Raw genomic sequence first — 24,602 nt, 5'->3', positions numbered from 1 at the left:
CATGCGCCCATCCTCCCGCACGACACGCGCCGGGCCGGGTGCCGGCACCGGCCGTGCCCGCATCCGCGTGCGCGTCAGGCGCCGACCGATGCGCCCCGGCCCGCGCGCGGCACCAGCCCGCCGTCGCCGAAGACGCGCGCCGCCCATCTGCGCCCCATCTCCGCGTACAGCGCCGCATCCGGATGCAGCCCGTCGGGCAGCGGGAAGCGCTCCACGTCGTCCGGCCCGTACAGCGCGAGGCCGTCGAGGTGGGCGATCCGCTCCCCCGACGCGGTGCGCACCCGCGCGACGTGCGCCACGTGGATCCGCGACTCCGCCAACGTGAGCGCGCCCCGCCCCACGTCGGCCGGGTCGCCCGCCGCGAAGCAGCGCACCGTCCCGTCCTCCCGCAGCTCGACCCCGGGCGGCCCGGGCACGTGCTCGCTCCCGGGCCAGAGGATCGACGACGCGAGCACGATCGGCGTCTCCGGGTGCCCGCGCCGCACCCGGTCGAGGAACCCGTGCAGCGCGGGCACGAACGTGCGCTGGTCCATCGACCGCGCGCCCACGATGTTCACGCCGACGCTCAGCGAGATCACGTCGGCGGGCTCGTCGGCGATGGCATCGGCCACGAAGGGGTCGAGCATGCACTGCCCGCCGAAGCCGAGGCCGACCAGGTCGAGGCCGGCGCGGCGCGCGGCGACGACGGGCCAGGGGCCCGTCGGGTCGGGCGCCTCCACGCCGTGGCTGATGGAGCTGCCGTGGTGGATCCACCGCGGCAGCCCGAGCGGATCCGCGGCGCGCACGGGCCCGGCGCCGCCCACGGCCTCGATCCCTAGCAGGTCGACCAGCATCCCCTGCGGCAGCCAGACCGTGACGGTCGAGAGCTCGCGCCCGAGTCCGCGGAGCACGACGGTCGACGCGCCGCCCTCCGCCCCCGACGCGGTCTCCTCCGCCCGGTCGCCGAGGGGCGAGATGCGCCGCACCACGTCGACGGGCGCCTCCACGGGCGCGAGGTCGCGGCCGTCGACCTCGGCGACGAACGTGTTGCGCGGCCCCGGCAGCTCGTCGTAGTGGATCCGAGTGCACCGCACCCGGAGCCGCACCTCGTCGGCGGCGGTCGTGAACCGGATCCGGACGCCCGCCGCCGTCGAGACCTGCGCCCGCAGGAGCTCGCCGGCAGGCGGGAAGTCGCGCCACCGGTCGACGGGGAGCCGCACCGGGCGCACGCCGCCCGGCACCGGCACGAGCCCCAGATGGCCGTGCACGCGGACGGATCCGCCGCCCAGCTCGACGACCTCGCCGCTCACGCCGCCCCGCCCGCCACGTGCGCCCGACCGTGCGTCCGGACGTGCGCCCGCACGTGCGCGACCGTCCGCGCGATCACCTCGTCGCGCTGCGGCAGCTGCGCCCAGCCGTGGTCCGCGCCGTCGACGACCACGAACTCCGCCCGGTCGCCGAGCGCGTCGGGCTCCAGGTACCGCCGGGCGTACGCGACGGGCACGAAGTCCTCCGTCCCGTGCAGGAGCAGGGCCGGGCCGTCGTATCCGGCGGCGCGCGCGTACGGGTCGAAGCCGAGGGCGTCGTCCCGCATGGCCGGCCCCATGCGCATCCCGGCGAAGTCGAACCAGCCGTCGGCGTCGAGCGACGCGAGCGAGCGGCCCTGGATGGTGCCGCCGCGGATGTCGTCCACGAAGACCGCCGCGGTCGACCACATCGCGAGCGACCGGATCCGCGCCCCCGCCGCCGTCTCCTCCGCGGCCACGACCGACGCCACGACCGCGCCGAGGCTCATGCCCACGAGGTGCACGTCGTCCGGATCCACCTCCGGCAGCGCCCGCACGGCCTCGAGCACGCGCCGCGCGTCGGCCACGTCGCCCGTCACCGTGGTGTCGAGGAACTCCCCGTCGCTCTCGCCGTGGCCCGCGCGGTCGTAGGCGACCACGCCGATCCCCTCCGCTGCGAGCCGCCGCGCGAGCGCCACGAACACGCCCGTCGTCTCGACCCGCGAGCCGCCGAAGCCGTGCATCAGCACCGCGACGGGCCCGGGTCCCGGGGCGTCGACCAGGTGCTGCGACCCGCGGAGCACGAGGCCCCGCACGCGCGCCTCGAACGGACGGATGCGCATCACGCCGGCCGGGCCGCTCACGCGACCGCCTCCACGGTGCGCACGGACGCCGTCGCGGGCACGGTGTCGCCCTCGACGTCGAACGCGGTCCCGCGCGCGCGGCGGAACCCGATCCACCCGATGAGGAAGCCCGCCGCCGCGACCGCCGAGACGCCGACGTAGACGCCCTGCGGGTTCAGCGCGAGGAGCGCCGGGGTCACGGCGTTGAGGCCGGCCGTGGCGAAGCGCGCCACCCCGTACACGGTGCCCTGCGCCGTGGACCGCAGCAGCGTGGGGAACGACTCCTGCGTCCAGACCTTCATGATCGTCTCGAAGCAGAACGCGCCCGCGAAGGTGGAGAGCACGATCGACACGACGAGCGTCGGCAGGCTGAAGCCGAGCACCACCGGGATGAGGTTCGCCGCGACCACCACGACCGACCCGACCACGAAGTACGGCATCCGGAAGCGGGTGTCCGCGACCGACATGAACCACAGGGCGCCCAGCACCGCGGCCGGCATCGCGAGGATCGTCCACGACTGGTACTCGTCGACCCGCGCGCCCGCGACGCTCACCGCGACGTACGTGCCGAAGCTGCCGGCGACGCTGATGGCCAGCGACGCGAGCGTGTAGTAGACGAGCAGGGTCGCGAACGGGCGGCGGTACGCCGGCCGGCCGAGGTCGCGGATCCGTCCCCGCTGCGCCCGCACGGTGCGCGCGCCGTCGGAGCGCTCGCGGCGCGCGACGAGCCACGACGCCGACTCGGGGATGGTGGCCCGCATCAGCAGCACGAGGGCGCCGACGACGCCGAACGCGCCGAACATCACGTGGCCGCCGGTGGGCCCGGACTGGCCGAACAGGATGCCGATGACCACGGCCAGCAGGATCCCGAACCCGCCCAGCAGGTTCGAGAAGACGAGGATCTTGCCGCGGTTCCGGTCGGTCGCCGCCTCCGAGATGGTCGCGAGCGCGACGGGGAGGTCGGCGCCGACGCCGATGCCGATGAGCGCGATGCCGGGGAGCAGCGCCGCGGACGAGACGCCGAGGAACGGCGTGATCGAGCCGATCACGATCAGCGTCATCGTGACGAGGAAGACGCGACGTCGACCGAACCGGTCGCCCGCCCATCCGCCGAGCAGGCTGCCTGCGGCCACGCCTGCGGTGAGCACGGCCGTGAGATAGCCCACCTCCGCGCCCGTGAGCCCGGGCCCTCCGGTCGGCGGCGCGAGGAAGAGCACGAGCGCGATGCCCACGCCCGTCGTCGCGGCGGCGTCGACGAACGTCGCCATGCCGCACACGAAGCCCACCCACCAGGCGTTCGGGGCCCTCCGGGCCCCCTCGACAGCAGTCATCCCATACTCCTTCGTATGCGTCGTGAGATCGCGGGCCGGTCGGGCACCGGCCGCGCGCAGGATGCTACAACGATCTAGCACCTCCACGGAAGCACTCTCCCCGGAGATCAGGAGGCGGCGGGCCCGACCGAGGCGCCGGGTGCGAGCACCATCGGGATCCGGTGCACGGCAGGCGCCGCCTCCCGGTCGAACAGCAGCTCCACCGCTCGGCGCCCCAGCTCCAGCTGCGGCAGCGCGACCGAGGCGAGCGGCGGATCCAGCGCGCGGCTGATCGCGCTCCCGTCGAACGCGACCACCGACACGTCCTCCGGGACGCGGAGCCCGCTCCGGTGCAGCGCCTGGTACGCACCGGCGGCCACGGCGTCGTTGGCGCAGACGAGGGCGGTCGGCCGGGCGCCGGATCCGAGGAGCGCCGCCACGGCGTCGCGCCCGTCCGCGGTGTCCCAGTCGCGCTCCACGTCCTGGACGCCGGCGAGCTCCACGCCCGCCTCGGCGAGCGCGCGTCGCACGCCCGCGAGCCGCTCCTCGAGCGCGAGCGGCGCCCATCCGCGCCACGCCGGGCCGCCCGTGACGCCCGCGGGGAGTCCGCCCACGAACCAGATCCGGTCCCGGTGGCCGAGGTCGAGGAGCATGCGCGCGGCGTCCGATCCGGCCGTGTCCTCGTCCGGCACCACCGCCGACGCCGTCCCGCTCCCGGGCACGCAGTTCAGCAGCACGTGCGGCACCTGGTCGAGGAGGGCGGGCGGCTCGACGACGCGGGTGAACATGGACGCATAGAGCACGCCGTCGATGGTCCGCCCGAGGAGGCTCTCGAGGAGCTGCTCCTCCTGCCGGGCGTCGCCCTGCGTGTCCACGGTGAAGAGGATCGTGTCCCGCTCCCGCAGCGCGTCCAGCGCCCCGCGCACCATCGAGTTCGCGTGCGACGTGCTGCTGACGAAGTCGGAGACGAGCGCGACCGTGCCGGACCGGCCGGTGCGGAGGGTGCGGGCGGTCATGTTCGGGCGGTAGCCGAGGTCGCCCGCGGCCCGCTGGATCCGCTCGATCGTGTCGGCCGAGAGGCGCTGGTCGGTCCGCCCCGTCAGCGCGAAGGACACCGCGGATCGCGACACCCCGGCACGCTCCGCCACCTGCGCGAGGGTGATGCGTCGCCGGGGGCCACGCGCGCTGCCGTCCCGGGCGGTCGCGCGGTCGTCGCCGACGACGTCAGACCTCGAAGTCGACCGATGCCGCGGACGCCACGAGGCTGCGCACGACGGCGGCGACGCGCTGGTGCTCGGGGTGCTGGTCGTACGCGTCGAGGGCGGCACGGTCGTCGAAGTCGGCGATGAGCACGAGGTCGTGGCTGCGGGCGGATCCGACGACGTCGCGCCCCACCTGGAACGAGCGGATGCCGGGCACCAGCGCCGGCAGCGTGCCGAGGGCCTCGGCGGCGCGGGCCGCGTCGCGGTCGAGGGCGGCGGGGTCGCGGTCGGCGAGCTTCCAGGAGACGACGTGGCGCAGGGTCATGCGACGACCCTAGCCGCGCGCGACGCGGGTCGGCGGACGGCCCGGGTCAGCGGGCGACGAGCGCGGCGCGCAGCCGGTCGGCGTCGATCCGCCAGTGGTTGTGCACGCGGCCGTCGATGAGGAGCACCGGGATCTCCTCCGCGTACTCGTCGGCGAGCGCCCGGTCGTCGAGGATGCTGCGCTCCTCGAGCGTGACGTCGGCGGCGCGCGCCGGGTCGAGCTCCCCGAGCACGCGGGTGACGACGTCGCGGGCGTCGTCGCACAGATGGCAGCCGGGCTTGCCGACGAGGGTGAGGACCGTTGCGCTCATCCGCCCAGCGTAGGCGAGCGCGGCCGTCGCGCCGCTCCCGGGACGGGCGGCGGCCGGGCGCGGGAGCGTCGCCTACGCTGGCCCGATCATGGTCGAGCAGGCGGTCGCCCCGGTCCTCGCGTTCTTCGACGTGGACAACACCCTGATCCATGGCGCGAGCGCCTTCCACCTCGTGCGCGGGCTCCGCGCGGCGGGCCTCCTCTCGACGCGGGACATCGTCGGCGCCGGGTGGAAGCACGCGCGCTTCAAGGCGCGCGGCGAGAACGACCGGCACCTCGCATCCGCCCGCGCCCGCGGCCTCCAGGTGGTGACGGGCGTCACCGTCGCGCAGATGGCGCGGCTCGCCGACGACGTGTACGAGCGCCACACCGCCGCCACCGTCTGGCCGGAGACGCTCGACCTCGCGCGTGAGCACCTCGCGAAGGGCCACCAGGTCTGGCTCGTCACGGCGTCGCCGTCGTTCCTCGCCGACGTGATCGCGCGGCGGCTCGGCCTCACCGGCGCGCTGGGCAGCGCGCTCGAGATCGCGGGCGGCGCGTACACCGGCCGCCTCGCGGGCGAGTTCCTGCACGGCGAGCACAAGGCCGCCGCGGCGCGAGCGCTCGTCGCGCGCACGGGGGCGGATCCGGCCGCGTGCTGGGCGTACTCCGACTCGCGGCACGACATCCCGCTGCTCACGCTCGTCGGCCACCCGGTGGTGGTGAACCCGGACCGGGCGCTGGCCGCCCACGCGCGCGCCGCGGGCTGGCCGTCGATGCGGCTGCAGCGCGCGAGCATCCGCGACGCCCGTCGACGCGTGCGCCGCGAGGCCGCGGAGGCGGGCGGCCCGGCCGCGCCCTGACCGTCCGCGCCCTGACCGGCCGCGACCTCCCCGCCCACGACCCCCCGCGCCGCGCCCACCACAGGCGGACAGACCCGCACCCGCACAGACCCACGCCCGGACAGCCCCACGCCCGGACAGACGAAGAGGACGCCGCCCCGTCTCCGGGTCGGCGTCCTCTCGTCGCGTTCAGCGCCCTCGTGGACGCGTGCGCTCTACTTCTTGTTGCGACGCTGGTGGCGCGTCTTGCGAAGCAGCTTGCGGTGCTTCTTCTTCGCCATGCGCTTGCGACGCTTCTTGATCACTGAACCCATAGGGGCACCTCATCTGTTGCCGGACGGAACACGCGGGCTCTGGTGACCCGCGGAAAATAGCCTCAGAGGAGTCTAGCCGACATCCGACATGCCGGAGTGACGCGAGGCCTCCCCGGGCTGGCCGGGCACCGCGTTCGAGGGGTCGATCGCGGCGAGCACGGCCGACTCGGGCACGCGGAACGAGCGACCGAAGCGGATGGCGGGCAGGTCGCCCGAGTGCACGAGGCGGTAGACGGTCATCTTGGAGACGCGCATCATCTCGGCGACCTCGGCCACCGTGAGGAATCGGACGTCGGACAGGTCACGCGACATGGGCGGATGGACTCCTCGTTCTGCGTGACCGGCTCACGGACCTCGTAGCCCCCGCGATGCGGGCGCTGGTGCGCGAGTCTAGGGGTCCGGATGGACGCCTGTCCATCGTGTCACATCCTGCATCACGCGTCCCGGGAGTTCCCCGCCTTCCGGCCGCGCAGCCGACCGAGCGACGCCTGGCCCGCGCTGCCCGCCACGCGGGTGGCGTCGTGCACGGCCGCGGCCGCCTGGTAGCGGGTGTCCGCCCAGATGCGACCGAGCGACGCGGCGAACGGGTAGCCGGCCGGGTCGTGCTCGCCGTCGCCGTCGGGATCCGCGGAGAGGCCGCCGCCGAGCAGCCCGGTGTCGGGATCGACGCGGCCGTCGTCGACCGCGCCGCCGGCGCCGCGATCGGCCGCCGCGAACGGCGCGACCCAGGCCTCGAGCGCCTCGAGCGGCGCGGGCTCCAGCCGGTAGTAGCGGTGCTGCCCCTCCTCGCGGACGGACACGAGGCCGATGTCGCGCAGCACGCGCAGGTGCTTCGACACGGTCGGCTGGCTGATCCCGAGGGTCTGCACGAGCTCGGAGACGCTGATCTCCCCCGTGGGCGCCTCGGGCACGGCACGTCGGTCGAGCAGCACGCGGAGGAGGTCGCGTCGGGTGGGATCCGACACGACGTCGAAGATGTCAGCCATGCCCGAAGGGTATTCCGTCGCGCACTCGCAGTACCATGACCATCCGGGCCGACAGGGCTCGGAGCGGACAGGGGACCATGCGCGTCAAGCCGGAGAGGGGCCGTCCGCTGCTCGGCCGCATCCGCGACTTCCTCGACTACTTCGCGCACTCCACCCCGGCCCGCTTCGCGATCCTCATCTTCGCGGCGCTCGTGTTCACCCTCACGACGATCCTCATGCTCCCCGGCATGACGTCCACCGGCGACACCGCCCCCTTCGCCGACGCGCTCTTCACGGCCGTGTCCGCCATCTGCGTCACGGGCCTCGCGACGGTCGACATGGCCACCTACTGGACCCCGCTCGGCCACGCCTTCATCGCGCTCGGCGTGCAGATCGGCGGCATCGGCGTGCTCACGCTCGCGTCGATCATGGGGCTCATCGTCTCGCGCCGCCTCGGCCTCAAGGCGCGGCTCATGGCGGCGAGCGACAGCAACCCGCTGCGGATCCACCACGGCCCCGTCGCCGAGGGCCAGGCCGTGAAGCTCGGCGAGATCGGCACGCTGCTGCTCACGGTCGCGATCAGCGCGCTCGTCATCGAGCTGTCCATCGCGGCGCTGCTGTTCCCGCGGATCCTGCTGGAGGGCATCCCCGTCGGCCAGGCCGCCCTCGACTCCTTCTACTACTCGCTCATGGCCTTCACGAACACGGGCTTCGTGTTCAGCGAGGCCGGGTTCGAGCTGTACCACCAGGACTACTGGTTCCTCAGCCTGCTCATGATCGGCGTCTTCCTCGGCAGCATCGGCTTCCCCGTCATCTACGCCGTGTACCGCGGCTGGCGGAAGCCCAGGCGCTTCTCCGTGCACGTGAAGCTCACGCTCTGGACCTCGCTCATCCTCATCGTGCTGGGCACGCTCGCCTACGTCGTGCTCGAGTGGGACAACGAGAAGACGTTCGCGCGCATGGATCCGGTGCAGCACGGCTTCCAGGCGCTGTTCCTCTCGGTCATGACGCGCTCCGGCGGCTTCTCCACGCTCGACATGGGCGACTTCGGGAACGCGAGCCTGCTGGTCACCGACATGCTCATGTTCATCGGCGGCGGATCCGCGTCCACGGCCGGCGGCATCAAGGTCACCACCCTCGCGATCCTGTTCCTCGCGGCCTTCGCGGAGGCCCGCGGCAGCGAGTCGATGGAGGTGTTCGAGCGCCGCATCCCGAGCGACGTGCTCCGCCTCGCGGTGAGCATCGTGCTCTGGGGCGCGACGACCGTGGCGCTCAGCAGCATCGTGCTGCTCCAGATCTCGGGCGAGCGCCTCGACTACGTGCTCTTCGACGCCATCAGCGCGTTCGCCACCTCGGGCCTCAGCACGGGCTTCACGGCCGAGGCCACGGATCCCGCGAAGTACGTGCTCGCGGTCACCATGTTCCTGGGGCGCGTCGGCACCGTGACCCTCGCGGCCGCGCTCGCCGCAAGCACCCGCCGACAGCTCTTCCAGCGCTCCGAGGAGCGCCCGATCGTCGGCTGAGCCGGCGGTCGCCCCACCCGTCCCCGCATCCACCGCAGCAGGAAGGCCCCACCATGGGCGAACGCATCCCCCACAACGCCCCCGTGCTCGTGATCGGGCTCGGCCGCTTCGGCGCCGCGACCGCCGGCCAGCTGGCCCGGCTCGACCGGGAGGTGCTCGCGATCGACGCGAGCGAGGGCCTCGTGCAGAAGTGGTCGGACCGCGTGACGCACGCCGTGCAGGCCGATGCGCGCAACATCGAGGCGCTGCAGCAGCTGGGCGCCAAGGACTTCTCCATCGCGGTCGTCGCGGTCGGGTCGTCGATCGAGGCGAGCGTGCTCATCACCGCGAACCTGGTGGACCTCAAGATCCCGCAGATCTGGGCCAAGGCCATCAGCCAGTCGCACGGCAAGATCCTGGAGCGCATCGGCGCGAACCACGTGATCTACCCGGAGGCCGAGGCGGGCGAGCGCGTGGCGCACCTCGTGTCGGGCCGGATGCTCGACTTCATCGAGTTCGACGACGACTTCGTGCTGGCGAAGATGTACCCGCCGAAGCCCATCCGCGGCATGGCGCTCGCGGAGTCGTCGGTGCGGCGGCGCTACCGGATCACGGTGGTCGGCGTGAAGACGCCCGGCAAGCCGTTCACGTACGCGACCGCCGAGACCGTCGTCTCGAACCACGACCTCATCATCGTGTCGGGCACGTCGGCCGACATCGAGCGGTTCGCCTCGCTGTCCTGATCCGCGGGTGCGCGCCGGCGCGGCTCGACCGGCGGCCAGCTCAGCCGGCCGCGAGCTCCCGCGCCCGGGCGAGCGCGGCGTCGGTCGCGCGGTCGAACAGCCCCGACAGGTCCGCCGCCTGCAGCACCTCGACGGCCCGCTCGGTCGTGCCCTTGGGGCTCGTGACCCGGCGGCGGAGCTCCGCGGGCTCGTCGTCCGACGCGGCGAGCAGCTCCACCGCACCACGGAAGGTCCCCTGCACGAGCACACGCGCTTCGTCGGGGCTGAAGCCCTTGGCCTCGGCCGTCCGCGTCAGCTCCTCGATGAGCAGGAACACGTAGGCGGGGCCGGATCCGGAGATCGTGCTCAGCGCGTCGATGCGGCCCTCGGGCACCTCCACGACGTCGCCGACCGTGGCGAACACGGAGCGGGCGAGCGCGAGGTCCTCGGTGCTCGAGTGCGTGCCGGCGGCGAGGCCCGTGACCCCGCGGCCGACGAGCGACGGCGTGTTGGGCATCGACCGCACGACCACCACGTGGTCCGGCAGCAGCGACTCGAAGGTCGCGACGGTCACGCCGGCGGCGACGCTGATCACGAGCGCGCCGGGCTCCAGATCGTCGGCGATCTCGCGCAGCAGGTCCGGCACCAGGTGCGGCTTCACGCCCACGACCACGATGCGCGCGCCGCGGACCGCGCGGCGGTTCGCGTCGGCGTCCTCCTCGACGCTGGCGGCGGATACGCCCTCCCGCGATCCGAGCGCGTCGGCGCTGGCGGCCGAGCGCGTGGTGACGCGCACGTCGCCCTCGACCTCGACGCCCGGCTGCAGCAGTCCGCCGAGGATGGCGCCGTTCATGGATCCGGTGCCGAGCATCGCGAGCGACGGGAGGCGGACGACCTCGGCGGGGGCGGACGGGGCGGGGCGGGAGGCGTCGGGCATGCCCCGATCCTAGGGACCGGGCGTCGCCCGATCGGGTGGTCGACCGCCCCCGCCGCGTGGCTAGGCTGAGGCGACCGGGGCACGCGCGCCCGGGCGGCCCGAGCCGCCTCGCCGGTCGAGGAGGTCCCGCCTTGAGCGAATCGCACGGCAGCAAGGCGATCCTCGCCGCCCTCGCGGCCAACGTCGGCATCGCGATCACGAAGTTCATCGCGGCGTTCTTCTCCGGATCCTCGTCGATGCTCGCGGAGGGCGTCCACTCGCTCGCCGACTCCGGCAACCAGATCCTGTTGCTCATCGGCGGCAAGCGCGCCAAGCGCGTCGCGGACGAGGAGCACCCGTTCGGCTACGGGCGCGTGCGCTACGTCTACGCGTTCATCGTCTCGATCATCCTGTTCTCGGTCGGCGGCGTGTACTCGCTGTACGAGGGCATCCACAAGATCGAGCACCCGGAGCCGCTCGACGTGCCGTGGCTGCCGATCGTGGTGCTCGTCATCGCGATCGCCCTGGAGTCGTTCTCGCTGCGCACCGCGATCAAGGAGTCGAACCCGCTGCGCGGGAACCAGACGTGGGTGCAGTTCGTGCGCCGCGCCAAGAGCCCCGAGCTCCCCGTGCTGCTGCTCGAGGACACGGCCGCGCTCTCCGGCCTCGTGTTCGCGCTCCTCGGCGTCGTCGCGTCGATCGTCACCGGGAACGGCATCTACGACGGCATCGGCACCCTGCTCATCGGCGTGCTGCTCGTGGCGGTCGCCGTGGTCCTCGGCGTCGAGATGAGCAGCCTGCTCGTCGGCGAGGGCGCGTCGAAGCCGGACCTCGCGGCCATCCGCGCCGCCATCACGGCCGGACACGAGGCCGAGTCGATCATCCACATGAAGACGCTCTACCTCGGCCCGGACGAGCTGCTCGTCGCGGCGAAGATCGCGATGCCGGCCACCAGCTCGCTGGGCGACGTGGCCGCCGGGATCGACGCGATCGAGCGCCGCGTGCGCGAGGCCGTCCCGGTCGCGCGGGTCATCTACCTCGAGCCCGACGTGCGGGTCGCGACGCGCTGATCCGCCGCTCCCGCGCCCGGCAGGCAACACGATCCCTGATGTGCAGAGCCCGCCCCTCGCGCCCTCGGGCGCTGCCACCATGGCGGCCGGCGGGTCAGGGGACCCGCGGGTCGCGAGCGCTCGGGCCCGACGCACGAGGCGCGACGGATCCCCGGAGACCGAGGAGAACGACCATGACACGTGCCATCACGACCGCCGCCACCGCCGCTCTCACCCTGGCGCTCGGCCTCGCCGCGACCAGCGCCGCCCACGCGGACACGCGCTACGCGCCGACCATCACCGGTGATCCGGCCCAGTCGCAGTCGATCGCCTGGGGTTCCGGGGACACCCCGCCTCCGCTCCCGGGGCACCACCACCGCCCCGCCGCGACGCACACCACCCCCGGGCAGGCGCACCGCCACGGATGACACGGGCTCCGGCCGGTGCACAACCCGGTCCCCATCCGACCCCGCGCTGCGACCATGTCGCCCGGACGGTCGTCGCGATGCGTCCACGGCAGATGCTCGAGCACAGCGCTCCGATCACGCCGCCACCGGAGGAGACCAGCGATGACGCACGCCACGGGGGCCGCAGCAGCGGCCGCCCTCGCCCTGGGGCTGGTCCTCACGGCGACCACCGCCGCCCAGGCCGAGGCCGCTCACTCGCCGACGACCACCACCGCCACGGCTCGGATCGCCGCGTTCGGCGGCGACTACCTGCCCACGCGAGCCCACCGGTTCCGCGGCATCCCGCCGCGCCACGGCTCCCACCTCAATGACGACCCGACGCACGCCGGGCTGGCTCCCATCTGCCGCCACTGCGCCAGCTGAAGCCGTGGACGGGGCCGCATGTCCGCCCGACGCGGGGCCCGCGCGATGCCCGCCACGACATCTCGCGACCACGCGGCCGCGAGATGTGCACAGGCCGCACGACGCACGCCCCTCGCTGCGACCATGACGGCCGGACCGGCATCGCGCCCTGTCCGCAACCGATGCCGAGCACACCGCTCCGATCACGCCGCCACACGAGGAGACCCCCGATGACCCACGCCACGAAGACCGCGGCAGCGGCCGCCCTCGCCCTGGGGCTGGTCCTCACGGCGACCACGGCCGCCCAGGCCGAGGCCGCTCACGCACCGACGACCACCACCGCGCGGACCGCCTCGGCGGCCACCGGCGGGGACGTCGCGACGCTGCTGGGATTCGACTACGGGGGATACGGTTATCACTCGCACCGCAACATCAAGCCCCACCCGAAGTCGCCTGCCCCCGAGTGCCCGCGCTGCTGATCCCGGGCCGGCTCCGGACGCCGGATCAGGCGTCGGTGCGGCGCTCCGCGAAGAAGCCGTCCAGCAGGCGCGCGCACTCCTCGGCCGCGACGCCGGCGAACACCTCCGCACGATGCGGCAGGCGACGGTCGCGGAGCACGTCGTAGAGGGATCCCGCCGCGCCGGCCTTCTCGTCCCACGCGCCGAAGACGACGCGGGGCACGCGGGCCGCGAGGATCGCCCCGGCGCACATCACGCACGGCTCGAGCGTGACGACCAGAGTCGTGCCCACGAGATGCCGATCGCCGGTCGTCGCGGCGGCCTCGCGCAGCGCCTCCACCTCGGCGTGCGCCGTGGGATCCTGGCGCGCCTCGCGGAGGTTGCGGCCGCGTCCGACGACGGCGCCGGACGCATCCACCACGACCGCGCCCACGGGCACGTCGCCGGTGGCCGCGCAGGCCCGGGCCTCGTCGAGCGCCACGGCCATCCAGCGATCGAAGTCGTCGGGCACGTGGAGGTCCAATCGCGTTCCCCCTTGCTGATTGAATGGAGCCTATGCGAGTCCACGTAGCCGACCATCCGCTCATCACGCACAAGCTGACGGCGCTGCGGGACCGCACCACCCCCTCACCCGTGTTCCGGAGCCTCGCCGACGAGCTCGTCACGCTCCTCGCGTACGAGGCCACCCGCGACGTGCGCGTCGAGACCATCACGGTGCAGACCCCGGTCGCACCGGCCGAGGGCCTCACGCTCAGCGACCCGAAGCCGCTCGTGGTCCCCATCCTCCGCGCGGGCCTCGGCATGCTCGACGGCCTGATGCGCCTCATGCCGAGCGCCGAGGTCGGCTTCCTCGGCATGGTCCGCAACGAGGAGACGCTGCAGCCGGACATCTACGCCGAGCGCCTCCCCACCGACCTCTCGAACCGCCAGTGCTTCGTCGTCGACCCGATGCTCGCCACGGGTGGCTCCCTCATCGCGGCGATCGAGTACCTCTTCGACCGCGGCGCCGTCGACGTCACGTGCATCTGCCTCATCGCCGCTCCCGAGGGACTGAAGGCCGTCGAGGAGGCCACCGCGGGCCGCGAGGTCACCATCGTGCTGGGCGCCCTCGACGAGAAGCTCGACGAGGTCGGCTACATCATCCCCGGGCTCGGCGACGCGGGCGACCGCCTGTACGGCACCGCCGCGCACTGACCCGCATCACGCGTGCGACGGCGCCCGCCCCCTCGGGGACGGGCGCCGTCGCGCGTCCACGCACGATTCCTGCGCGTCCCGCACGATTCCGGCCACCGCTGTTGACACGGGCGCACGGATCCGTGCATGCTCTCCCCATGACTCTGAACGCGCACGTCCTGACCTCCTCCGAGGCCTCGGGAGTCGCCGGCATGATGATGCCCGGCCGTGTCGCGATGTCCTGTCGAATGTCGGCCTGACCCGCCCCCTTCGCCTGAGCGGTCCTGCGACGAGTCCGTCGCCGGCCCTCCCCGCCGTCACCGGCGCATCCGCCCCCTGAGGCGTCTCGCACTCCCCGTGGTCCCGCGCACCCCTGCTGCGCCGCACCCGCATCATCACAAGGACACCGCCATGTCGCTCGCGACCATCGACCCCGCCCGCACCCTCCTCCGCTCCGCTCCCACCGCACCCGTCCTCCGGGCGGCCGCCCCGCTGGCGCCGTCCGTCCGGCGTCCGCAGCCGGCGCCGGCTCCCGCGGCTCCCACCGCCGTGCCGACGGCCGCCCCCGCCGCCCGTCCGGCCCGCCTCCGCGCCGTGCCCGAGGGCACCGAGGCCCGCGGCTTCGCCCTCTACGTCGGCCTCGATGAACTGAAGGCGGCATCCGCGGGCACCGACCTCGGCACCGTCGTCGCCGCGCTCAAGCGCCTCGCCGCGGAGCTGGCCCCCGGCATCGAGACGCACGCCGCTGTCGCCCTCGCCCCCGAGGGCGCCGGAGGCCGTGACCTCGACGTGGTGCGCCTCGCCCTGCAAGATCCCGCGGCCGTCGCCCAGCACCGCGAGCAGCCGGACGAGGAGGAGCGCGCCACGAGCGGCGTGGTCGTCGACCTCTCCCGCAAGCGCGTCGTCCTGGACGAGGAGGTCGCGCCCCTCACCTACAAGGAGTTCGAGCTGCTGCAGTACCTCGTCCTCCGCGAGGGCCGCACCATCGAGCGGTCGGAGCTCATCGCGTCGCTGTGGTCGACCGGCGACGAGGACGACGTGCCGAACGAGCGCACCATCGACGTCCACATCCGCCGCCTCCGCTCGAAGCTCGGCCGCTACGAGGAGATCGTCCGCACCGTGCGCGGCGCGGGGTACCGTTTCGACCGCCACGCGGACGTCGCCGTGCACCACACGAGCACCGCGTCGCCCGACCTCTTCTGACGCGGAGCCGCCCCGCCCAGGCCCTCCTTGCGGAGCTGTCGGCGGACTCCCAGCGCGCAGGGCCCCCATCGGGTAGCGCAGCGTTACGGGATCGTTATACAGTCTTCTCGTCCCCACCGTTTGCTGTGGCGGTGGAGACGGAATGTGATCGCAGGACACTCCTGGTGCAAGGGAGAGGGCCGGCCCCATGCCTCTGGGGTCGGCCCTCAGTCATGTCCGGGGCGAGTCGCCGCCGGGCATCACGCCATCTCGCCCTCACTAGACTTCCGATCGAGAGCGCTCCCCGGTCGTCACGCGGGCGCGCACCGACGAGGAGGCCTGGTGGGCGAGACCGCGGACGCCGTGCGGGCCTGGGAGTCGCTCTTCCGCGCCCAGGTCAGCGTGATGCGCCGCCTCTCGGCCGAGTTCCCCAGCCGCGACCTCTCGTTCAACGAGTACGACGTGCTCTTCAACATCTCGCGCCAGCCGGAGGGCCGCCTGCGGCTGCGCGACCTCAACCAGCACGTGCTCCTCACGCAGCCGAGCGTCAGCCGCCTCATCGACCGGCTCGTGTCGCGCGGCCTCGTCGTCAAGTGCGGCGACGAGAGCGACGGGCGCGCCACCATCGTGCGGCTCACGGACGCCGGGGACGCCGCGTTCCGGGCGGTCGCGCGCGTGCACATGGAGTCGATCGCCGCGACGGTCGGCGGAGCGCTCAGCGCCGACGAGCTCGAGACGCTGCGGACCCTCACCGACAAGCTCCGCGGCGGCGTCGCCGAGTTCTAGCGCGCCGACCGGCCGCGGCCGACCGCGTCGTCGGACCGCGCGAAGGGGCCGCCCCGGGCGACGAGGAGGCGCAGGAGCGCCATCGCCGTGTCGACGGACGTGACGACCACCGCGGCCCAGCCGACCAGGGTCGTCGCGGCGTCCCCCGCGGGCCCGTCCATCGCGGCGAGAGCCAGGACGACCACGACGAGCGCGGCGACCACGATCGCGGCGACGGCGTCGACGGCACCCCACGGCGTCGCGACGGAGCCGGGCGTCGGCCGCCGTCCGCCGCGCGGCGTCAGGCGGCGGAGCCCGTCCCGGATCCGGGAGACGCCGTACGCGGACTCGCCCAGCTCCAGCGGGACGTAGGTGGCACCGAACACGACGTCCGCGAGGGTCCGCTCGCGGATCTTGCGGAGGGTCCGGATGTGCAGGGGCAGCCGCACGAGGAGGGGCAGCGCCCACCACCAGGCCGGCTGCAGGGTGCCCTCGAGCGACGCCGCGGCCAGGTAGAGCAGCGCCAGGCCGTAGGACAGGACGCGCAGGACGGGCCCGACGCCGATGCGGAGCACGGCGAGGCGCGCCCGGCGGCGATCCCCCGCATCGATGCCGGCGGCGGAGCGCGTGAGGCGTCCGACGCTCGCGCTCCACCTGTCGCGCCGGATCCGGAGCGTGGCCCAGCTCACGGCCGTGTCCACGCGGGCCGTCGCCCCGGGCACCAGGATCGTGCGGTCCGCGCCCGCGAGGAGCGCGGTGACGATGCCGTCGGCCGAGGGGCGCGGATCCGTCGCGGCCGCGTCGCCGGCGGGGAGCCGCAGGAGCGTGGCGGGCGCGAGCGGCACGGGACCCGCGAGGCCGAGGTCGGTGCCCGTCTCGACCGCGCCCATCGCCCAGTGGCGCTGCAGGAGCCGGAGGCCGGCCGCGAGGGGGCCGCCGCGCCCGGTCGGACGCGGATCGAGTCGGGCGGATGCGGTCGTCACCCGCGGCTCGCGGTCGAGGGCGGCGGCGAGGAGCTCGAGCACGCCCGGATCCAGCTCGGCGTCGGGCGACACGAGGAGGACGGACGCGTCATCGCCGACGAGCCGCAGGGCGAAGTCGTAGGCGGAGCGGAGGGAGTCCTCGCGCGGGCCGCGGTCGATCACCGTCACGGTCGTGCTCGACGGTCCCGGGCCCGGGACCCGGTGCGCGTGGCGCCCGTTGAACGTGCGCGCCACCGCGAACGTGTCGTCCCGGCTGCCCGCGACCACGACGAAGACGCGCTCGGGCGGGACGCTCTGGGCGAGGATCGAGGCGAGCGAGCGCGCGATGGTGGCGCCGGCGTCGCCTGCGACCATGACCGCCGAGACCGGCGCGGTGCGACCGATCCGGGGCTGTGCGGGCGGGGGCAGGGCGGTGCTGTCGTTGTCCATGGGCCTCTCCACGACGATGGATCCGTGTCGGCGGTCGGACCCGGACGGACGCGCACTGCCGTGTGCAATGTTACGTGCCGCCCGGCCCGGTCCGCGCAGCGACGTCGCCCGGGTCGCGCGCCGCGACACCGTCCTAGGCTCGACGCATGAGCGACGACGACGCCCCCGACCGCGGATCCGACGCCCGGGAGGACGCCGCCGGAGCCCCCGGACCGACCGTCGTGTGGCTGCGCGACGACCTGCGCGTGGCCGACAACCCCGCGCTCCACGCGGCCGTCGAGCGCGGCGAGCCGATCGTGGTGCTGTACGTGCTCGACGAGGAGAGCGACGGGATCCGCCCGCTCGGCGGTGCCGCCCGCTGGTGGCTGCACATGAGCCTGTCGCGCCTCGGGGAGTCGCTGCGGGAGCTCGGATCGCCGCTCGTGCTGCGGCGCGGCGCGGCCTCGGGGATCCTCGACGACCTCGTGGAGGAGCTCGGCGCGGGTGCGGTGCTGTGGAACCGGCGCTACGGCGGAGCGGAGATCGCCCTCGACACGGCGATCAAGAAGCGCCTCGGCGACCGCGGGCTCGACGTGCGCAGCTTCCAGGGATCGCTGCTCGTGGAGCCGTGGACGATCGCGAACAAGCAGGGCGAGCCGTTCCGCGTCTACTCGCCGTTCTGGAAGACCGTGCAGGAGCGGGAGGAGCCGCGGAGGCCGTTCCCCGCGCCACACGAGCTCGACGCGCCGCGGAAGGCGCCCCGCTCGGACGGCCTCGACGACTGGGAGTTGCTGCCCACGAAGCCGGACTGGGCCGCCGGCCTCCGGGAGGCGTGCGACCCGGGCGAGGCCGCCGGTCTCCAGCGCCTCGAGGACTTCGTGCACCACGAGCTGGAGGACTACGCCGCCCAGCGCGACGAGCCCGCCGCGATGACGACCTCGCGGCTCTCCGCGTACCTGCGCTGGGGCGAGGTGAGCCCGTTCCAGGTGTGGCACCGGATCCAGCTGACGCGCGGGAAGAAGGTCGGCGGCGACGAGGTCAACGCGACCAAGTTCCTCTCCGAGCTCGGCTGGCGGGAGTTCAGCTACCACCTGCTGTACCACCAGCCCGACCTCGCGACCCGGAACTTCACGCCGCGGTTCGACGCGTTCCCGTGGGCCGAGCCGAGCGACGACACCCTCGGCGCGTGGCAGCGCGGCGAGACGGGCGTGCCGCTGGTGGACGCCGGCATGCGCGCGCTCTGGAAGGACGGGCACCTGCACAACCGGGTGCGGATGGTCGTCGCCTCGTTCCTCATCAAGAACCTGCTGATCGACTGGCGCCACGGCGAGCAGTGGTTCTGGGACACGCTCGTCGACGCGGACTCCGCGAACAACGCGGCGAGCTGGCAGTGGGTCGCGGGATCCGGTGCCGACGCCGCGCCCTACTTCCGCGTGTTCAACCCGGTGCTGCAGGGGCAGAAGTTCGACCCGTCGGGCGAGTACATCCGCTCCTACGTGCCGGAGCTGGCGCACGCGCCGCGCGACGTCGTGCACGAGCCGTGGAAGGCGATGGGCGACCTGGTCGCGAGCGCGGAGGACGACGCCGACGCGAGCGCCGAGGGCGGGCTCGCGGCCTACCCGTCGCCCATCGTCGACCTGAAGGAGTCGCGGCGCCGCGCGCTGGCGGCCTACGACGAGGTCAAGGACCGCTGACGCCACGGGCCCGCGCGGCGATCGCTCCACGCGGGCCCGGCCGGGCGCATCCGGTCAGGCGTCGTCGCCCTCGCGGTGTCCGAGGCGCTCCTCGCGCTCGTGCCGCTCGCGGATCCCGCGGCCCCGCTTCACGTCCTCGCGCTCGGCTGCCGCCTTCTTGTCGCTGACCTTCGTGTCGCGCGGCGGCAGCTGGATGGTCTCCTCGGCCGCGATCCCGGCCTGGAGCTGGCGGCCCCGCTCGAGCTCCGCGTCGAACTCGGCGCCGAACAGCAGCGCGAGGTTCGCGATCCAGAGCCAGAGCAGGAAGACGACGACACCGGCGAGCGCGCCGTAGTTCTTCGCGTAGCTGGAGAAGTTCGTGACGTAGAACGCGAAGCCGACGCTCGCGAGCACCAGGACGACGAGCGCGATGGCCGCGCCCATGCTCATCCAGCGGAACCTCGGCTGCTTCGCGTTGGGGGTGGCGTAGTAGAGGATCGCGATGAGCAGCACGATCGCGAACGCGAGCACCGGCCACTTGGCGATGGACCACACGATCTGCACGGTCGGGCCGAGGCCGAGCGCCGCGCCGATGGCCTCGGTGACGGGGCCGGAGATCGCGATGATGAGGGCGCACACCAGCAGGATCACGATGCCGATGACCGTGACGGCGAGCTGGGTGGGCTTGAGCGTGAGGAACGGTCGGCCCTCGGGGATCTCATAGATGCGGTTCATCGCCCGGCTGAACGCGCCGACGTAGCCGGAGGCCGACCAGACGGCGAGCACGATGCCGGAGACGAGGGCGAAGCCGGCGGCGGGGGAATCCACGAAGCCCTGGATGATGGGCGCGAGCAGCTCCACCGCGCTCGGCGCGATGGGCTGGATCACGTCGGTGACGGCGTCGACCGTCTGCTGCCCCTGCCCGAACACCCCGAGCAGCGAGATGATCGCGATGAGCGCCGGGAACAGCGAGAGCACCGCGTAGTAGGTGAGCGACGCCGCGATGTCGGTGCACTGGTCGGATCCGAACTCGCGCATGGTCTTGCGGAGCACGTACTTCCAGGACGGCTTCTCGATCTCCGTCGGGGAGTCGGGCTTGCGCGCGTCCTCCTCGTCGGGCCGGTCGTCGATCGTGCCGGCGGTGTCGTGTCGTGCCACTGGTGCCTCCGTGTGGTGTGCGGGTCGGGTCCCCTGTCCCAGAGTGGCCCGCCGGGACGGGAGCGCATAGCCCGCCGGGGTCTCGTACACTCACCCGGGGGAGTCGCGCTCCGGGATCCGGCACCCGCCGGAACATCCGCCGGACGCCGCGCGTTGCCCCTCGTGATCGCCTCGTGCGATCACCGTGCTCCGCCTCCGCGCGCACGGAACCGCCCGCCGAGGAGCACGCATGCTGCGCACCATGATGACCGCGAAGATCCACCGCGCCACGGTGACGCACGCCGACCTCCACTACGTGGGCTCCGTCACGGTCGACCGCGACCTGCTCGACGCCGCCGACATCCTCGTGGGCGAGCGCGTCAGCATCGTCGACGTCACCAACGGCGCCCGCCTCGACACGTACACGATCGCCGGCGAGCGCGGGAGCGGCGTGCTCGGCATCAACGGCGCGGCCGCGCACCTCGTGGACGTGGGCGACGTCGTGATCCTCATCGCGTACGGCCAGATGGACACCGCCGAGGCGCGCGCCCTCGAGCCGCGCGTGGTGCACGTGGACGCGGCGAACCGCATCCGGCTGGTGGACGCGGACCCCACCGCGCCTCCCGCGCCGGACCTCGAGCGGTCCCCGCTGGCCGAGCCGGTGTGACCCGGGCCGATCGATCGGGTCACGCACTGTATCGGGTCCCCCAAACGACGGACACAGGTCGTGACCCCCAGTCCGGGGCACATTCCCGCATACCCGGGGGTGATCCCAGGATGCCGGGCTACCGTGTAGGCATCCGGTACGGCTCTTCGGGTGAGCGGTACCGCACCAGCCGGTTCGTCTGCGGGTAACAGACGTCCTCGTGCGCAGACCGGCCCGGGCCTCGAAGGTCCGGGCCGGTCTCATCTCCCCCGCCGGGATGGACGCATGCGCGTCCCCGGGCCCTCAGCCGTGCCGCCGCTCGCTCAGCGCCCTTCGGCGCGCCGTCGCCGCCGCTCGTCGCGCTCCGCGTCGGCCGCCGCCGCCTCCTCGGGTGTCGGCGCCGCCCCGCCCCGATGCCGCGGCTGCCACCAGGCGCCGCGCCCGTCGACGGGATACGCGTCCTGCAGCGCGTCGACCAGCGACTGGAGCTCGACGCGGAGGGCGTCGGTGACCTGGCGCGGATCCGCGTCGGGCGCCACGGCGATCGGCTCCCCCACGCGCACGTGGACGGGGACGCCGACGCGGTCGCGCAGCCGGATGCGCCGGTTCTTGGTCAGCAGCCGGTGCCCGCCCCAGACGGCGACGGGGATCACCGGCACGCCGGCCTCCGCGGCGAGGCGCGCGGCCCCGGTCTTCAGCTCCCGCACGCGGAAGGACGCGCTGACCCCCGCCTCGGGGAAGACGCCGACGAGCTCGCCCGAGCGCAGGGCCCGGACGGCGTCCGCGTAGGCGGCGGCGCCCGCGCCCATGTCGACGCTGATGTGGCGCATCCGCCGCAGGACCCAGCCGACCCCGGGCTGGTCGAACGCGCCCTTCTTCGCCAGGAAGCGGATCCGCCGGCGGTGGTGCAGCCAGGTCGCCCACTCGACGAGGGCGAACTCGAGGTAGCCGAAGTGGGTCATCGCGATGACGGCGCCGCCGGTGTCCGGGATGCTCTCGCGGCCCTCGGCGACCAGGCGGAGGCGGAGGGATCCGAAGAGCGCGCGGCCCAGGATCACAGCGGTCCCGTAGACGGGCTCGCGGGGGAGGCGGCTCATGCGTCGACCCTACGGGGACGGGATCGACGGATGCCGGGCGCCGACGGTCGGCGGATCGTCCGTCGGCGCCCGATGCGCGCCCGATCGGCGCCCGCCGTCAGCGGCGGCGCTTGGCGGGATCCAGCCAGTAGTTGGAGAAGCCGGTGTCGGCCGGGTTCACGTTCTGCCCGGGCGGGACGATCTCGTCGATCCGGTCGAGCGTCGCGGCATCGAGCTCCAGGTTCGCCGCGTCGAGCTGGGACTCCAGCTGCTCCATGGTGCGCGGGCCGATGATCGCGCTGGAGACCGCCGGGTGGCGCAGCACGAACGCGAGCGCGAGGTGCACGAGCGGCACGCCGAGCTCGTCGGCGAGGGCGCCCAGCTGGTCGGCGGCCGCGAACTTCGGGTCGGACGGGTCGTAGCGCGACGGGTCGCGGTCGTTGCGGTGCGTCTTCGGGATGTCCTGGCCCTTCCGGTACTTGCCGGAGAGCCAGCCGCCCGCGAGCGGGCTCCACACGAGCGTGCCCATGCCGTGGCGCTGGGTGGTGGGGAGGAGGTCCGCCTCGATGCCGCGGGTGAGGAGCGAGTACGGCGGCTGCTCCGTGACGAAGCGCGCGGTGCCGCGCTCGCGCGCGATCCACTGGGCCTCCACGACCTGGCTGGGCTGGAACGTGGAGGAGCCGATGTAGCGCACCTTGCCCTGCGTGACGAGGTCGGTGAGGGCGCCGAGGGTCTCCTCGATGTCCGTGTGCTCGTCCGGCCGGTGCATCTGGTACAGGTCGATGTGGTCCGTGCCGAGGCGGCGCAGGGAGTCCTCGACAGCGCGCATGATCCAGCGGCGCGAGCCGCCGCGGAAGTTCGCCTCGGGCTTCATGCCGTTGAAGAACTTGGTGGCGAGGATGAGGTCGTCGCGGCGGCCGGACTGCGCGATGGCCTTGCCGACGATCTCCTCCGACTCGCCGTACGCGTAGATGTCGGCGGTGTCGATGAAGGTGATGCCGGCGTCGATGGCGCGGTGGATCACGCGGATGGACTTCTCGTGGTCGGTCTCGCCCCAGGCGCCGAACATCATGGTGCCGAGGCAGAGGCGCGAGACCTCCACGCCGGTGCGTCCGAGGTGGGTGGTGGGCTGCTCCGTGGACTGCTCTGTCATGAGCGCCACGCTACGCGCGAGGCGTCAGGGGCGGCCGTCCGGGGCGGGGGCGACATCGGACTCCGTGGAGGCGCCGGGCTCGACCGTGGCCTCGGCCTCGTCGTCCATGGTCTCCAACGTGATGTCGGCCTCGGGGGCCTCCTGCCCGTCGGCGTCGAGCGGCACGATGTAGTCGCCGAGGCGACGGCGGGCCGCCTCTTCGCGCTGCACGCGGATCCGCTCGAGCTTCTCCTCGCGGAGGCGCAGGCGCTCGGTGTCGACCTCGACGCGGCGGACGGTGACGCCGCGCGTGGGGCCGGCGGCCTTGGCCGGCGTGGTCTTGCGGCTGGGCTCGCGCTTGGCGGCCTCGCTCGCGGGCTTGCGCGACGGGGCGGTGCCCGACTTCGCGGCCGCCGAGGCGGGCTTGGTCGAGACGGCCGGCGGCTTGCCGGAGCCCGGGCAGCGCTCGTGGTTGCGACCGTGGTCGAGGATGTTGCCCGTGGCCATGCCGACGGGGTTCGCCTTGCCGCAGACCGAGCACTTCGTCGCGGGGGTTGCTGCCACGTTCGATACCGCTTTCCATCACCGCGCCGTCGCCGGACCGAGGATGCCGGTCGGCCGGACGGCGCCTGTCAACGGTACCCGACACGGGAGGTGCGGGGATACCGCAGCACCCCGACCCGTGCGCGTCAGGCCGGGACGCAGGCGGTGCGCATCCGCACGACGACCGCGCCGTCGGCCTCCTCGGCCTCCAGCTCGACCGTGACGGAGGCGAGCGCGGCGAGGCCGTCGAGGTGCGTGCCGCCGCACGGGATGCGCGCGGTGCCGTCCGGCAGCTCGCACACCCAGGAGCGGCGGGAGGTGAGCAGGTCGCCCTCGCGCTCGATCCGCGCGGGCGCGCCGGACGCGACCCAGGCCGCGAGCGTGGCGTCGACCCGCTCCCGCACCTCGTCGAGGTGCTCGACGAGCGCGTCCGTCGGGAACCCCTTCTTCCGCAGCGACTTCCCGAGGCGGTAGGTGTCGACCGACGACCACCGGCCGATGCGGGACGTGTCGATCGCGAGCGCGTCGAAGCCGGGCGCGCCCAGCGCGTCCGTCGGGACCTCCTTGGTCCAGGCGTCGGCGAGCGCGCGGTCGAGGGCGAGGGAGGCGAGGTGGCAGCCCGTGTGGCCGGCGCTGAGCGCCCGGCGGTGCTCGGGATCCACCGCGACCTCGGCCGCGTCGCTCTCCCGGACGTCGGCGTCGCCCGGGACGAGGTGCACCGCGACGAAGGACCAGCCGTCGGCGCCCTTCTTGACGGGCACCTCGGCGCCGACGTGGAGCGCGGCGACGCCCTCCCCCGGATCCGTGGACGCCGCGCCCACGACGCAGTCGAGCACCTCGATCCCGGCGCCCCGCACGCGGAGCACGGCGCGGTCGGCGGGCTGGTCGGGCCAGGCGGAGTCGACCGGGTGGCACGCGGTCGCGTCGAGCACGACGGCGAGCGTGCCGTCAGCGCGGCAGTCGACGCGGAGGACGGTGCCCGTGGAGGAGGTGGATCCCGCCGGGTACGTCACGCGCGTCGGCGGCAGGGAGGCGGCGGGCGCGGCGGCGCTTTCGGGGATCGTGGTCATGGGGC

The 24,602-nt window shown here is 73.9% G+C and carries 29 protein-coding genes; 12 read left to right on the top strand and 17 right to left on the bottom strand.

The window, feature by feature from the left end:
• Positions 1–74 precede the first annotated feature (74 nt).
• The 6 genes from ACU4ZT_RS02660 to ACU4ZT_RS02635 all read right to left on the bottom strand — a co-directional run bounded on the left by ACU4ZT_RS02660 (position 75) and on the right by ACU4ZT_RS02635 (position 5,254).
• Positions 75–1,289, bottom strand: a complete 1,215-nt coding sequence (locus ACU4ZT_RS02660) for a GDSL-type esterase/lipase family protein (RefSeq protein ID WP_445337811.1) — start codon at positions 1,287–1,289, stop codon at positions 75–77.
• Entirely contained in the window at positions 1,286–2,128 is an 843-nt protein-coding gene (locus ACU4ZT_RS02655; protein ID WP_445337810.1) for an alpha/beta hydrolase, read from the bottom strand. Before ACU4ZT_RS02655 ends, ACU4ZT_RS02660 begins: the two co-directional genes overlap by 4 nt.
• A complete protein-coding gene (locus tag ACU4ZT_RS02650) occupies positions 2,125–3,438 on the bottom strand; it encodes an MFS transporter (protein WP_270980271.1) in 1,314 nt (437 codons plus the stop codon). The genes ACU4ZT_RS02655 and ACU4ZT_RS02650 overlap by 4 nt, the downstream gene beginning before the upstream one ends.
• Positions 3,439–3,545: 107 nt before the next feature.
• Positions 3,546–4,565: a LacI family DNA-binding transcriptional regulator gene (locus tag ACU4ZT_RS02645; RefSeq protein WP_270980273.1), complete on the bottom strand. Its 1,020-nt coding sequence runs from the start codon at positions 4,563–4,565 to the stop codon at positions 3,546–3,548.
• 76 nt (positions 4,566–4,641) lie between these two features.
• Positions 4,642–4,944 (bottom strand): Dabb family protein, encoded by a 303-nt coding sequence (locus tag ACU4ZT_RS02640; protein WP_063072440.1) that lies wholly within the window; start codon positions 4,942–4,944, stop codon positions 4,642–4,644.
• Between the two features lie 46 nt (positions 4,945–4,990).
• Positions 4,991–5,254 carry a glutaredoxin family protein gene (locus tag ACU4ZT_RS02635; protein WP_063072441.1) on the bottom strand — a complete coding sequence of 88 codons (264 nt, stop codon included), beginning with the start codon at positions 5,252–5,254 and terminating at the stop codon, positions 4,991–4,993.
• An 88-nt stretch (positions 5,255–5,342) separates the two neighbouring features.
• Between ACU4ZT_RS02635 and ACU4ZT_RS02630 the strand changes: the two genes are divergently transcribed.
• Positions 5,343–6,095 (top strand): HAD family hydrolase, encoded by a 753-nt coding sequence (locus tag ACU4ZT_RS02630; protein ID WP_270980276.1) that lies wholly within the window; start codon positions 5,343–5,345, stop codon positions 6,093–6,095.
• A gap of 194 nt (positions 6,096–6,289) precedes the next feature.
• Here the strand turns inward: ACU4ZT_RS02630 and ACU4ZT_RS02625 are convergent, their stop codons facing one another.
• The 3 genes from ACU4ZT_RS02625 to ACU4ZT_RS02615 form a co-directional block, all read right to left on the bottom strand.
• Positions 6,290–6,388 (bottom strand): 30S ribosomal protein bS22, encoded by a 99-nt coding sequence (locus ACU4ZT_RS02625; RefSeq protein WP_003792170.1) that lies wholly within the window; start codon positions 6,386–6,388, stop codon positions 6,290–6,292.
• Positions 6,389–6,460: 72 nt separating this feature from the next.
• Entirely contained in the window at positions 6,461–6,700 is a 240-nt protein-coding gene (locus ACU4ZT_RS02620) for a helix-turn-helix domain-containing protein (protein WP_012299821.1), read from the bottom strand.
• Positions 6,701–6,822: 122 nt separating this feature from the next.
• The gene (locus ACU4ZT_RS02615; protein ID WP_414748430.1) at positions 6,823–7,374 is read right to left on the bottom strand and encodes an ArsR/SmtB family transcription factor; all 552 of its coding nucleotides are present in this window, start codon (positions 7,372–7,374) and stop codon (positions 6,823–6,825) included.
• Positions 7,375–7,451: 77 nt separating this feature from the next.
• Between ACU4ZT_RS02615 and ACU4ZT_RS02610 the strand changes: the two genes are divergently transcribed.
• The gene (locus tag ACU4ZT_RS02610) at positions 7,452–8,876 is read left to right on the top strand and encodes a TrkH family potassium uptake protein (RefSeq protein ID WP_414748431.1); all 1,425 of its coding nucleotides are present in this window, start codon (positions 7,452–7,454) and stop codon (positions 8,874–8,876) included.
• A 53-nt stretch (positions 8,877–8,929) separates the two neighbouring features.
• Positions 8,930–9,598: a potassium channel family protein gene (locus ACU4ZT_RS02605; protein WP_043671599.1), complete on the top strand. Its 669-nt coding sequence runs from the start codon at positions 8,930–8,932 to the stop codon at positions 9,596–9,598.
• Between the two features lie 40 nt (positions 9,599–9,638).
• Here ACU4ZT_RS02605 and proC read toward each other — a convergent pair whose 3' ends face one another.
• A complete protein-coding gene (gene proC, locus ACU4ZT_RS02600) occupies positions 9,639–10,514 on the bottom strand; it encodes a pyrroline-5-carboxylate reductase (protein ID WP_445337809.1) in 876 nt (291 codons plus the stop codon).
• Between the two features lie 131 nt (positions 10,515–10,645).
• Here proC and ACU4ZT_RS02595 point away from each other — a divergent pair, with 131 nt between their 5' ends.
• The 4 genes from ACU4ZT_RS02595 (at position 10,646) to ACU4ZT_RS02580 (ending at position 12,830) form a co-directional block, all read left to right on the top strand.
• Positions 10,646–11,563 carry a cation diffusion facilitator family transporter gene (locus tag ACU4ZT_RS02595; RefSeq protein WP_063072460.1) on the top strand — a complete coding sequence of 306 codons (918 nt, stop codon included), beginning with the start codon at positions 10,646–10,648 and terminating at the stop codon, positions 11,561–11,563.
• Between the two features lie 173 nt (positions 11,564–11,736).
• Entirely contained in the window at positions 11,737–11,970 is a 234-nt protein-coding gene (locus tag ACU4ZT_RS02590; RefSeq protein WP_270980287.1) for a hypothetical protein, read from the top strand.
• Between the two features lie 141 nt (positions 11,971–12,111).
• Entirely contained in the window at positions 12,112–12,372 is a 261-nt protein-coding gene (locus ACU4ZT_RS02585; RefSeq protein ID WP_445337808.1) for a hypothetical protein, read from the top strand.
• A gap of 209 nt (positions 12,373–12,581) precedes the next feature.
• On the top strand, positions 12,582–12,830 hold the full coding sequence (locus ACU4ZT_RS02580; RefSeq protein ID WP_063072463.1) for a hypothetical protein: 249 nt from the start codon (positions 12,582–12,584) through the stop codon (positions 12,828–12,830).
• Between the two features lie 25 nt (positions 12,831–12,855).
• Here ACU4ZT_RS02580 and tadA read toward each other — a convergent pair whose 3' ends face one another.
• On the bottom strand, positions 12,856–13,296 hold the full coding sequence (gene tadA, locus ACU4ZT_RS02575) for a tRNA adenosine(34) deaminase TadA (protein WP_175345528.1): 441 nt from the start codon (positions 13,294–13,296) through the stop codon (positions 12,856–12,858).
• A 68-nt stretch (positions 13,297–13,364) separates the two neighbouring features.
• Here tadA and upp point away from each other — a divergent pair, with 68 nt between their 5' ends.
• The 3 genes from upp (at position 13,365) to ACU4ZT_RS02560 (ending at position 15,950) form a co-directional block, all read left to right on the top strand.
• Complete coding sequence (upp, locus tag ACU4ZT_RS02570) at positions 13,365–14,003, top strand: uracil phosphoribosyltransferase (RefSeq protein WP_041464689.1); 639 nt, start codon at positions 13,365–13,367, stop codon at positions 14,001–14,003.
• Positions 14,004–14,393: 390 nt separating this feature from the next.
• Positions 14,394–15,185 (top strand): winged helix family transcriptional regulator, encoded by a 792-nt coding sequence (locus tag ACU4ZT_RS02565; protein ID WP_063072465.1) that lies wholly within the window; start codon positions 14,394–14,396, stop codon positions 15,183–15,185.
• Positions 15,186–15,506: 321 nt separating this feature from the next.
• Positions 15,507–15,950 carry a MarR family winged helix-turn-helix transcriptional regulator gene (locus ACU4ZT_RS02560; RefSeq protein ID WP_254654579.1) on the top strand — a complete coding sequence of 148 codons (444 nt, stop codon included), beginning with the start codon at positions 15,507–15,509 and terminating at the stop codon, positions 15,948–15,950.
• Here the strand turns inward: ACU4ZT_RS02560 and ACU4ZT_RS02555 are convergent.
• On the bottom strand, positions 15,947–17,341 hold the full coding sequence (locus ACU4ZT_RS02555; RefSeq protein WP_445337807.1) for a glycosyltransferase family A protein: 1,395 nt from the start codon (positions 17,339–17,341) through the stop codon (positions 15,947–15,949). The two genes, ACU4ZT_RS02560 and ACU4ZT_RS02555, sit on opposite strands and share 4 nt — an antisense overlap.
• 146 nt (positions 17,342–17,487) lie before the next feature.
• Here ACU4ZT_RS02555 and ACU4ZT_RS02550 point away from each other — a divergent pair, with 146 nt between their 5' ends.
• Positions 17,488–19,014: a cryptochrome/photolyase family protein gene (locus ACU4ZT_RS02550; RefSeq protein WP_445337806.1), complete on the top strand. Its 1,527-nt coding sequence runs from the start codon at positions 17,488–17,490 to the stop codon at positions 19,012–19,014.
• A 54-nt stretch (positions 19,015–19,068) separates the two neighbouring features.
• Here ACU4ZT_RS02550 and ACU4ZT_RS02545 read toward each other — a convergent pair whose 3' ends face one another.
• On the bottom strand, positions 19,069–20,151 hold the full coding sequence (locus tag ACU4ZT_RS02545; RefSeq protein WP_063072468.1) for a YihY/virulence factor BrkB family protein: 1,083 nt from the start codon (positions 20,149–20,151) through the stop codon (positions 19,069–19,071).
• Positions 20,152–20,380: 229 nt separating this feature from the next.
• On the opposite strand from ACU4ZT_RS02545, the gene panD reads away from it, so the two are divergent.
• Positions 20,381–20,797: an aspartate 1-decarboxylase gene (gene panD, locus ACU4ZT_RS02540; protein WP_445337805.1), complete on the top strand. Its 417-nt coding sequence runs from the start codon at positions 20,381–20,383 to the stop codon at positions 20,795–20,797.
• Positions 20,798–21,099: 302 nt separating this feature from the next.
• On the opposite strand, the gene ACU4ZT_RS02535 is transcribed toward panD, so the two are convergent.
• The 4 genes from ACU4ZT_RS02535 to ACU4ZT_RS02520 form a co-directional block, all read right to left on the bottom strand.
• Positions 21,100–21,873: a lysophospholipid acyltransferase family protein gene (locus ACU4ZT_RS02535; RefSeq protein WP_063072470.1), complete on the bottom strand. Its 774-nt coding sequence runs from the start codon at positions 21,871–21,873 to the stop codon at positions 21,100–21,102.
• Positions 21,874–21,970: 97 nt separating this feature from the next.
• The gene (locus ACU4ZT_RS02530) at positions 21,971–23,005 is read right to left on the bottom strand and encodes an aldo/keto reductase (protein ID WP_445337804.1); all 1,035 of its coding nucleotides are present in this window, start codon (positions 23,003–23,005) and stop codon (positions 21,971–21,973) included.
• A 24-nt stretch (positions 23,006–23,029) separates the two neighbouring features.
• A complete protein-coding gene (locus ACU4ZT_RS02525) occupies positions 23,030–23,548 on the bottom strand; it encodes a hypothetical protein (RefSeq protein WP_063072471.1) in 519 nt (172 codons plus the stop codon).
• Between the two features lie 125 nt (positions 23,549–23,673).
• A complete protein-coding gene (locus ACU4ZT_RS02520; protein ID WP_445337803.1) occupies positions 23,674–24,597 on the bottom strand; it encodes an alanyl-tRNA editing protein in 924 nt (307 codons plus the stop codon).
• Between the last annotated feature and the right edge of the window lie 5 nt (positions 24,598–24,602).

The sequence above is a fragment of the Clavibacter davisi genome (assembly GCF_052751415.1).
The sequence above is the reverse complement of the archived record's forward strand: the minus strand, read 5'-3'. Positions and strand labels throughout refer to the sequence as shown.

Excerpts from the sequence above, each read along its gene's own strand:
- ACU4ZT_RS02640 (WP_063072440.1), bottom strand. The coding sequence starts at position 4,944 with ATGACCCTGCGCCACGTCGTCTCCTGGAAGCTCGCCGACCGCGACCCC.
- ACU4ZT_RS02520 (WP_445337803.1), bottom strand. The coding sequence starts at position 24,597 with ATGACCACGATCCCCGAAAGCGCCGCCGCGCCCGCCGCCTCCCTGCCG.
- ACU4ZT_RS02580 (WP_063072463.1), top strand. The coding sequence starts at position 12,582 with ATGACCCACGCCACGAAGACCGCGGCAGCGGCCGCCCTCGCCCTGGGG.
- ACU4ZT_RS02635 (WP_063072441.1), bottom strand. The coding sequence starts at position 5,254 with ATGAGCGCAACGGTCCTCACCCTCGTCGGCAAGCCCGGCTGCCATCTG.
- ACU4ZT_RS02615 (WP_414748430.1), bottom strand. The coding sequence starts at position 7,374 with ATGGCTGACATCTTCGACGTCGTGTCGGATCCCACCCGACGCGACCTC.
- ACU4ZT_RS02585 (WP_445337808.1), top strand. The coding sequence starts at position 12,112 with ATGACGCACGCCACGGGGGCCGCAGCAGCGGCCGCCCTCGCCCTGGGG.
- ACU4ZT_RS02590 (WP_270980287.1), top strand. The coding sequence starts at position 11,737 with ATGACACGTGCCATCACGACCGCCGCCACCGCCGCTCTCACCCTGGCG.
- proC (WP_445337809.1), bottom strand. The coding sequence starts at position 10,514 with ATGCCCGACGCCTCCCGCCCCGCCCCGTCCGCCCCCGCCGAGGTCGTC.
- ACU4ZT_RS02630 (WP_270980276.1), top strand. The coding sequence starts at position 5,343 with ATGGTCGAGCAGGCGGTCGCCCCGGTCCTCGCGTTCTTCGACGTGGAC.
- panD (WP_445337805.1), top strand. The coding sequence starts at position 20,381 with ATGCTGCGCACCATGATGACCGCGAAGATCCACCGCGCCACGGTGACG.
- upp (WP_041464689.1), top strand. The coding sequence starts at position 13,365 with ATGCGAGTCCACGTAGCCGACCATCCGCTCATCACGCACAAGCTGACG.
- ACU4ZT_RS02565 (WP_063072465.1), top strand. The coding sequence starts at position 14,394 with ATGTCGCTCGCGACCATCGACCCCGCCCGCACCCTCCTCCGCTCCGCT.
- ACU4ZT_RS02550 (WP_445337806.1), top strand. The coding sequence starts at position 17,488 with ATGAGCGACGACGACGCCCCCGACCGCGGATCCGACGCCCGGGAGGAC.
- ACU4ZT_RS02610 (WP_414748431.1), top strand. The coding sequence starts at position 7,452 with ATGCGCGTCAAGCCGGAGAGGGGCCGTCCGCTGCTCGGCCGCATCCGC.
- tadA (WP_175345528.1), bottom strand. The coding sequence starts at position 13,296 with ATGGCCGTGGCGCTCGACGAGGCCCGGGCCTGCGCGGCCACCGGCGAC.
- ACU4ZT_RS02625 (WP_003792170.1), bottom strand. The coding sequence starts at position 6,388 with ATGGGTTCAGTGATCAAGAAGCGTCGCAAGCGCATGGCGAAGAAGAAG.
- ACU4ZT_RS02605 (WP_043671599.1), top strand. The coding sequence starts at position 8,930 with ATGGGCGAACGCATCCCCCACAACGCCCCCGTGCTCGTGATCGGGCTC.
- ACU4ZT_RS02535 (WP_063072470.1), bottom strand. The coding sequence starts at position 21,873 with ATGAGCCGCCTCCCCCGCGAGCCCGTCTACGGGACCGCTGTGATCCTG.
- ACU4ZT_RS02530 (WP_445337804.1), bottom strand. The coding sequence starts at position 23,005 with ATGACAGAGCAGTCCACGGAGCAGCCCACCACCCACCTCGGACGCACC.
- ACU4ZT_RS02620 (WP_012299821.1), bottom strand. The coding sequence starts at position 6,700 with ATGTCGCGTGACCTGTCCGACGTCCGATTCCTCACGGTGGCCGAGGTC.
- ACU4ZT_RS02650 (WP_270980271.1), bottom strand. The coding sequence starts at position 3,438 with ATGACTGCTGTCGAGGGGGCCCGGAGGGCCCCGAACGCCTGGTGGGTG.
- ACU4ZT_RS02555 (WP_445337807.1), bottom strand. The coding sequence starts at position 17,341 with ATGGACAACGACAGCACCGCCCTGCCCCCGCCCGCACAGCCCCGGATC.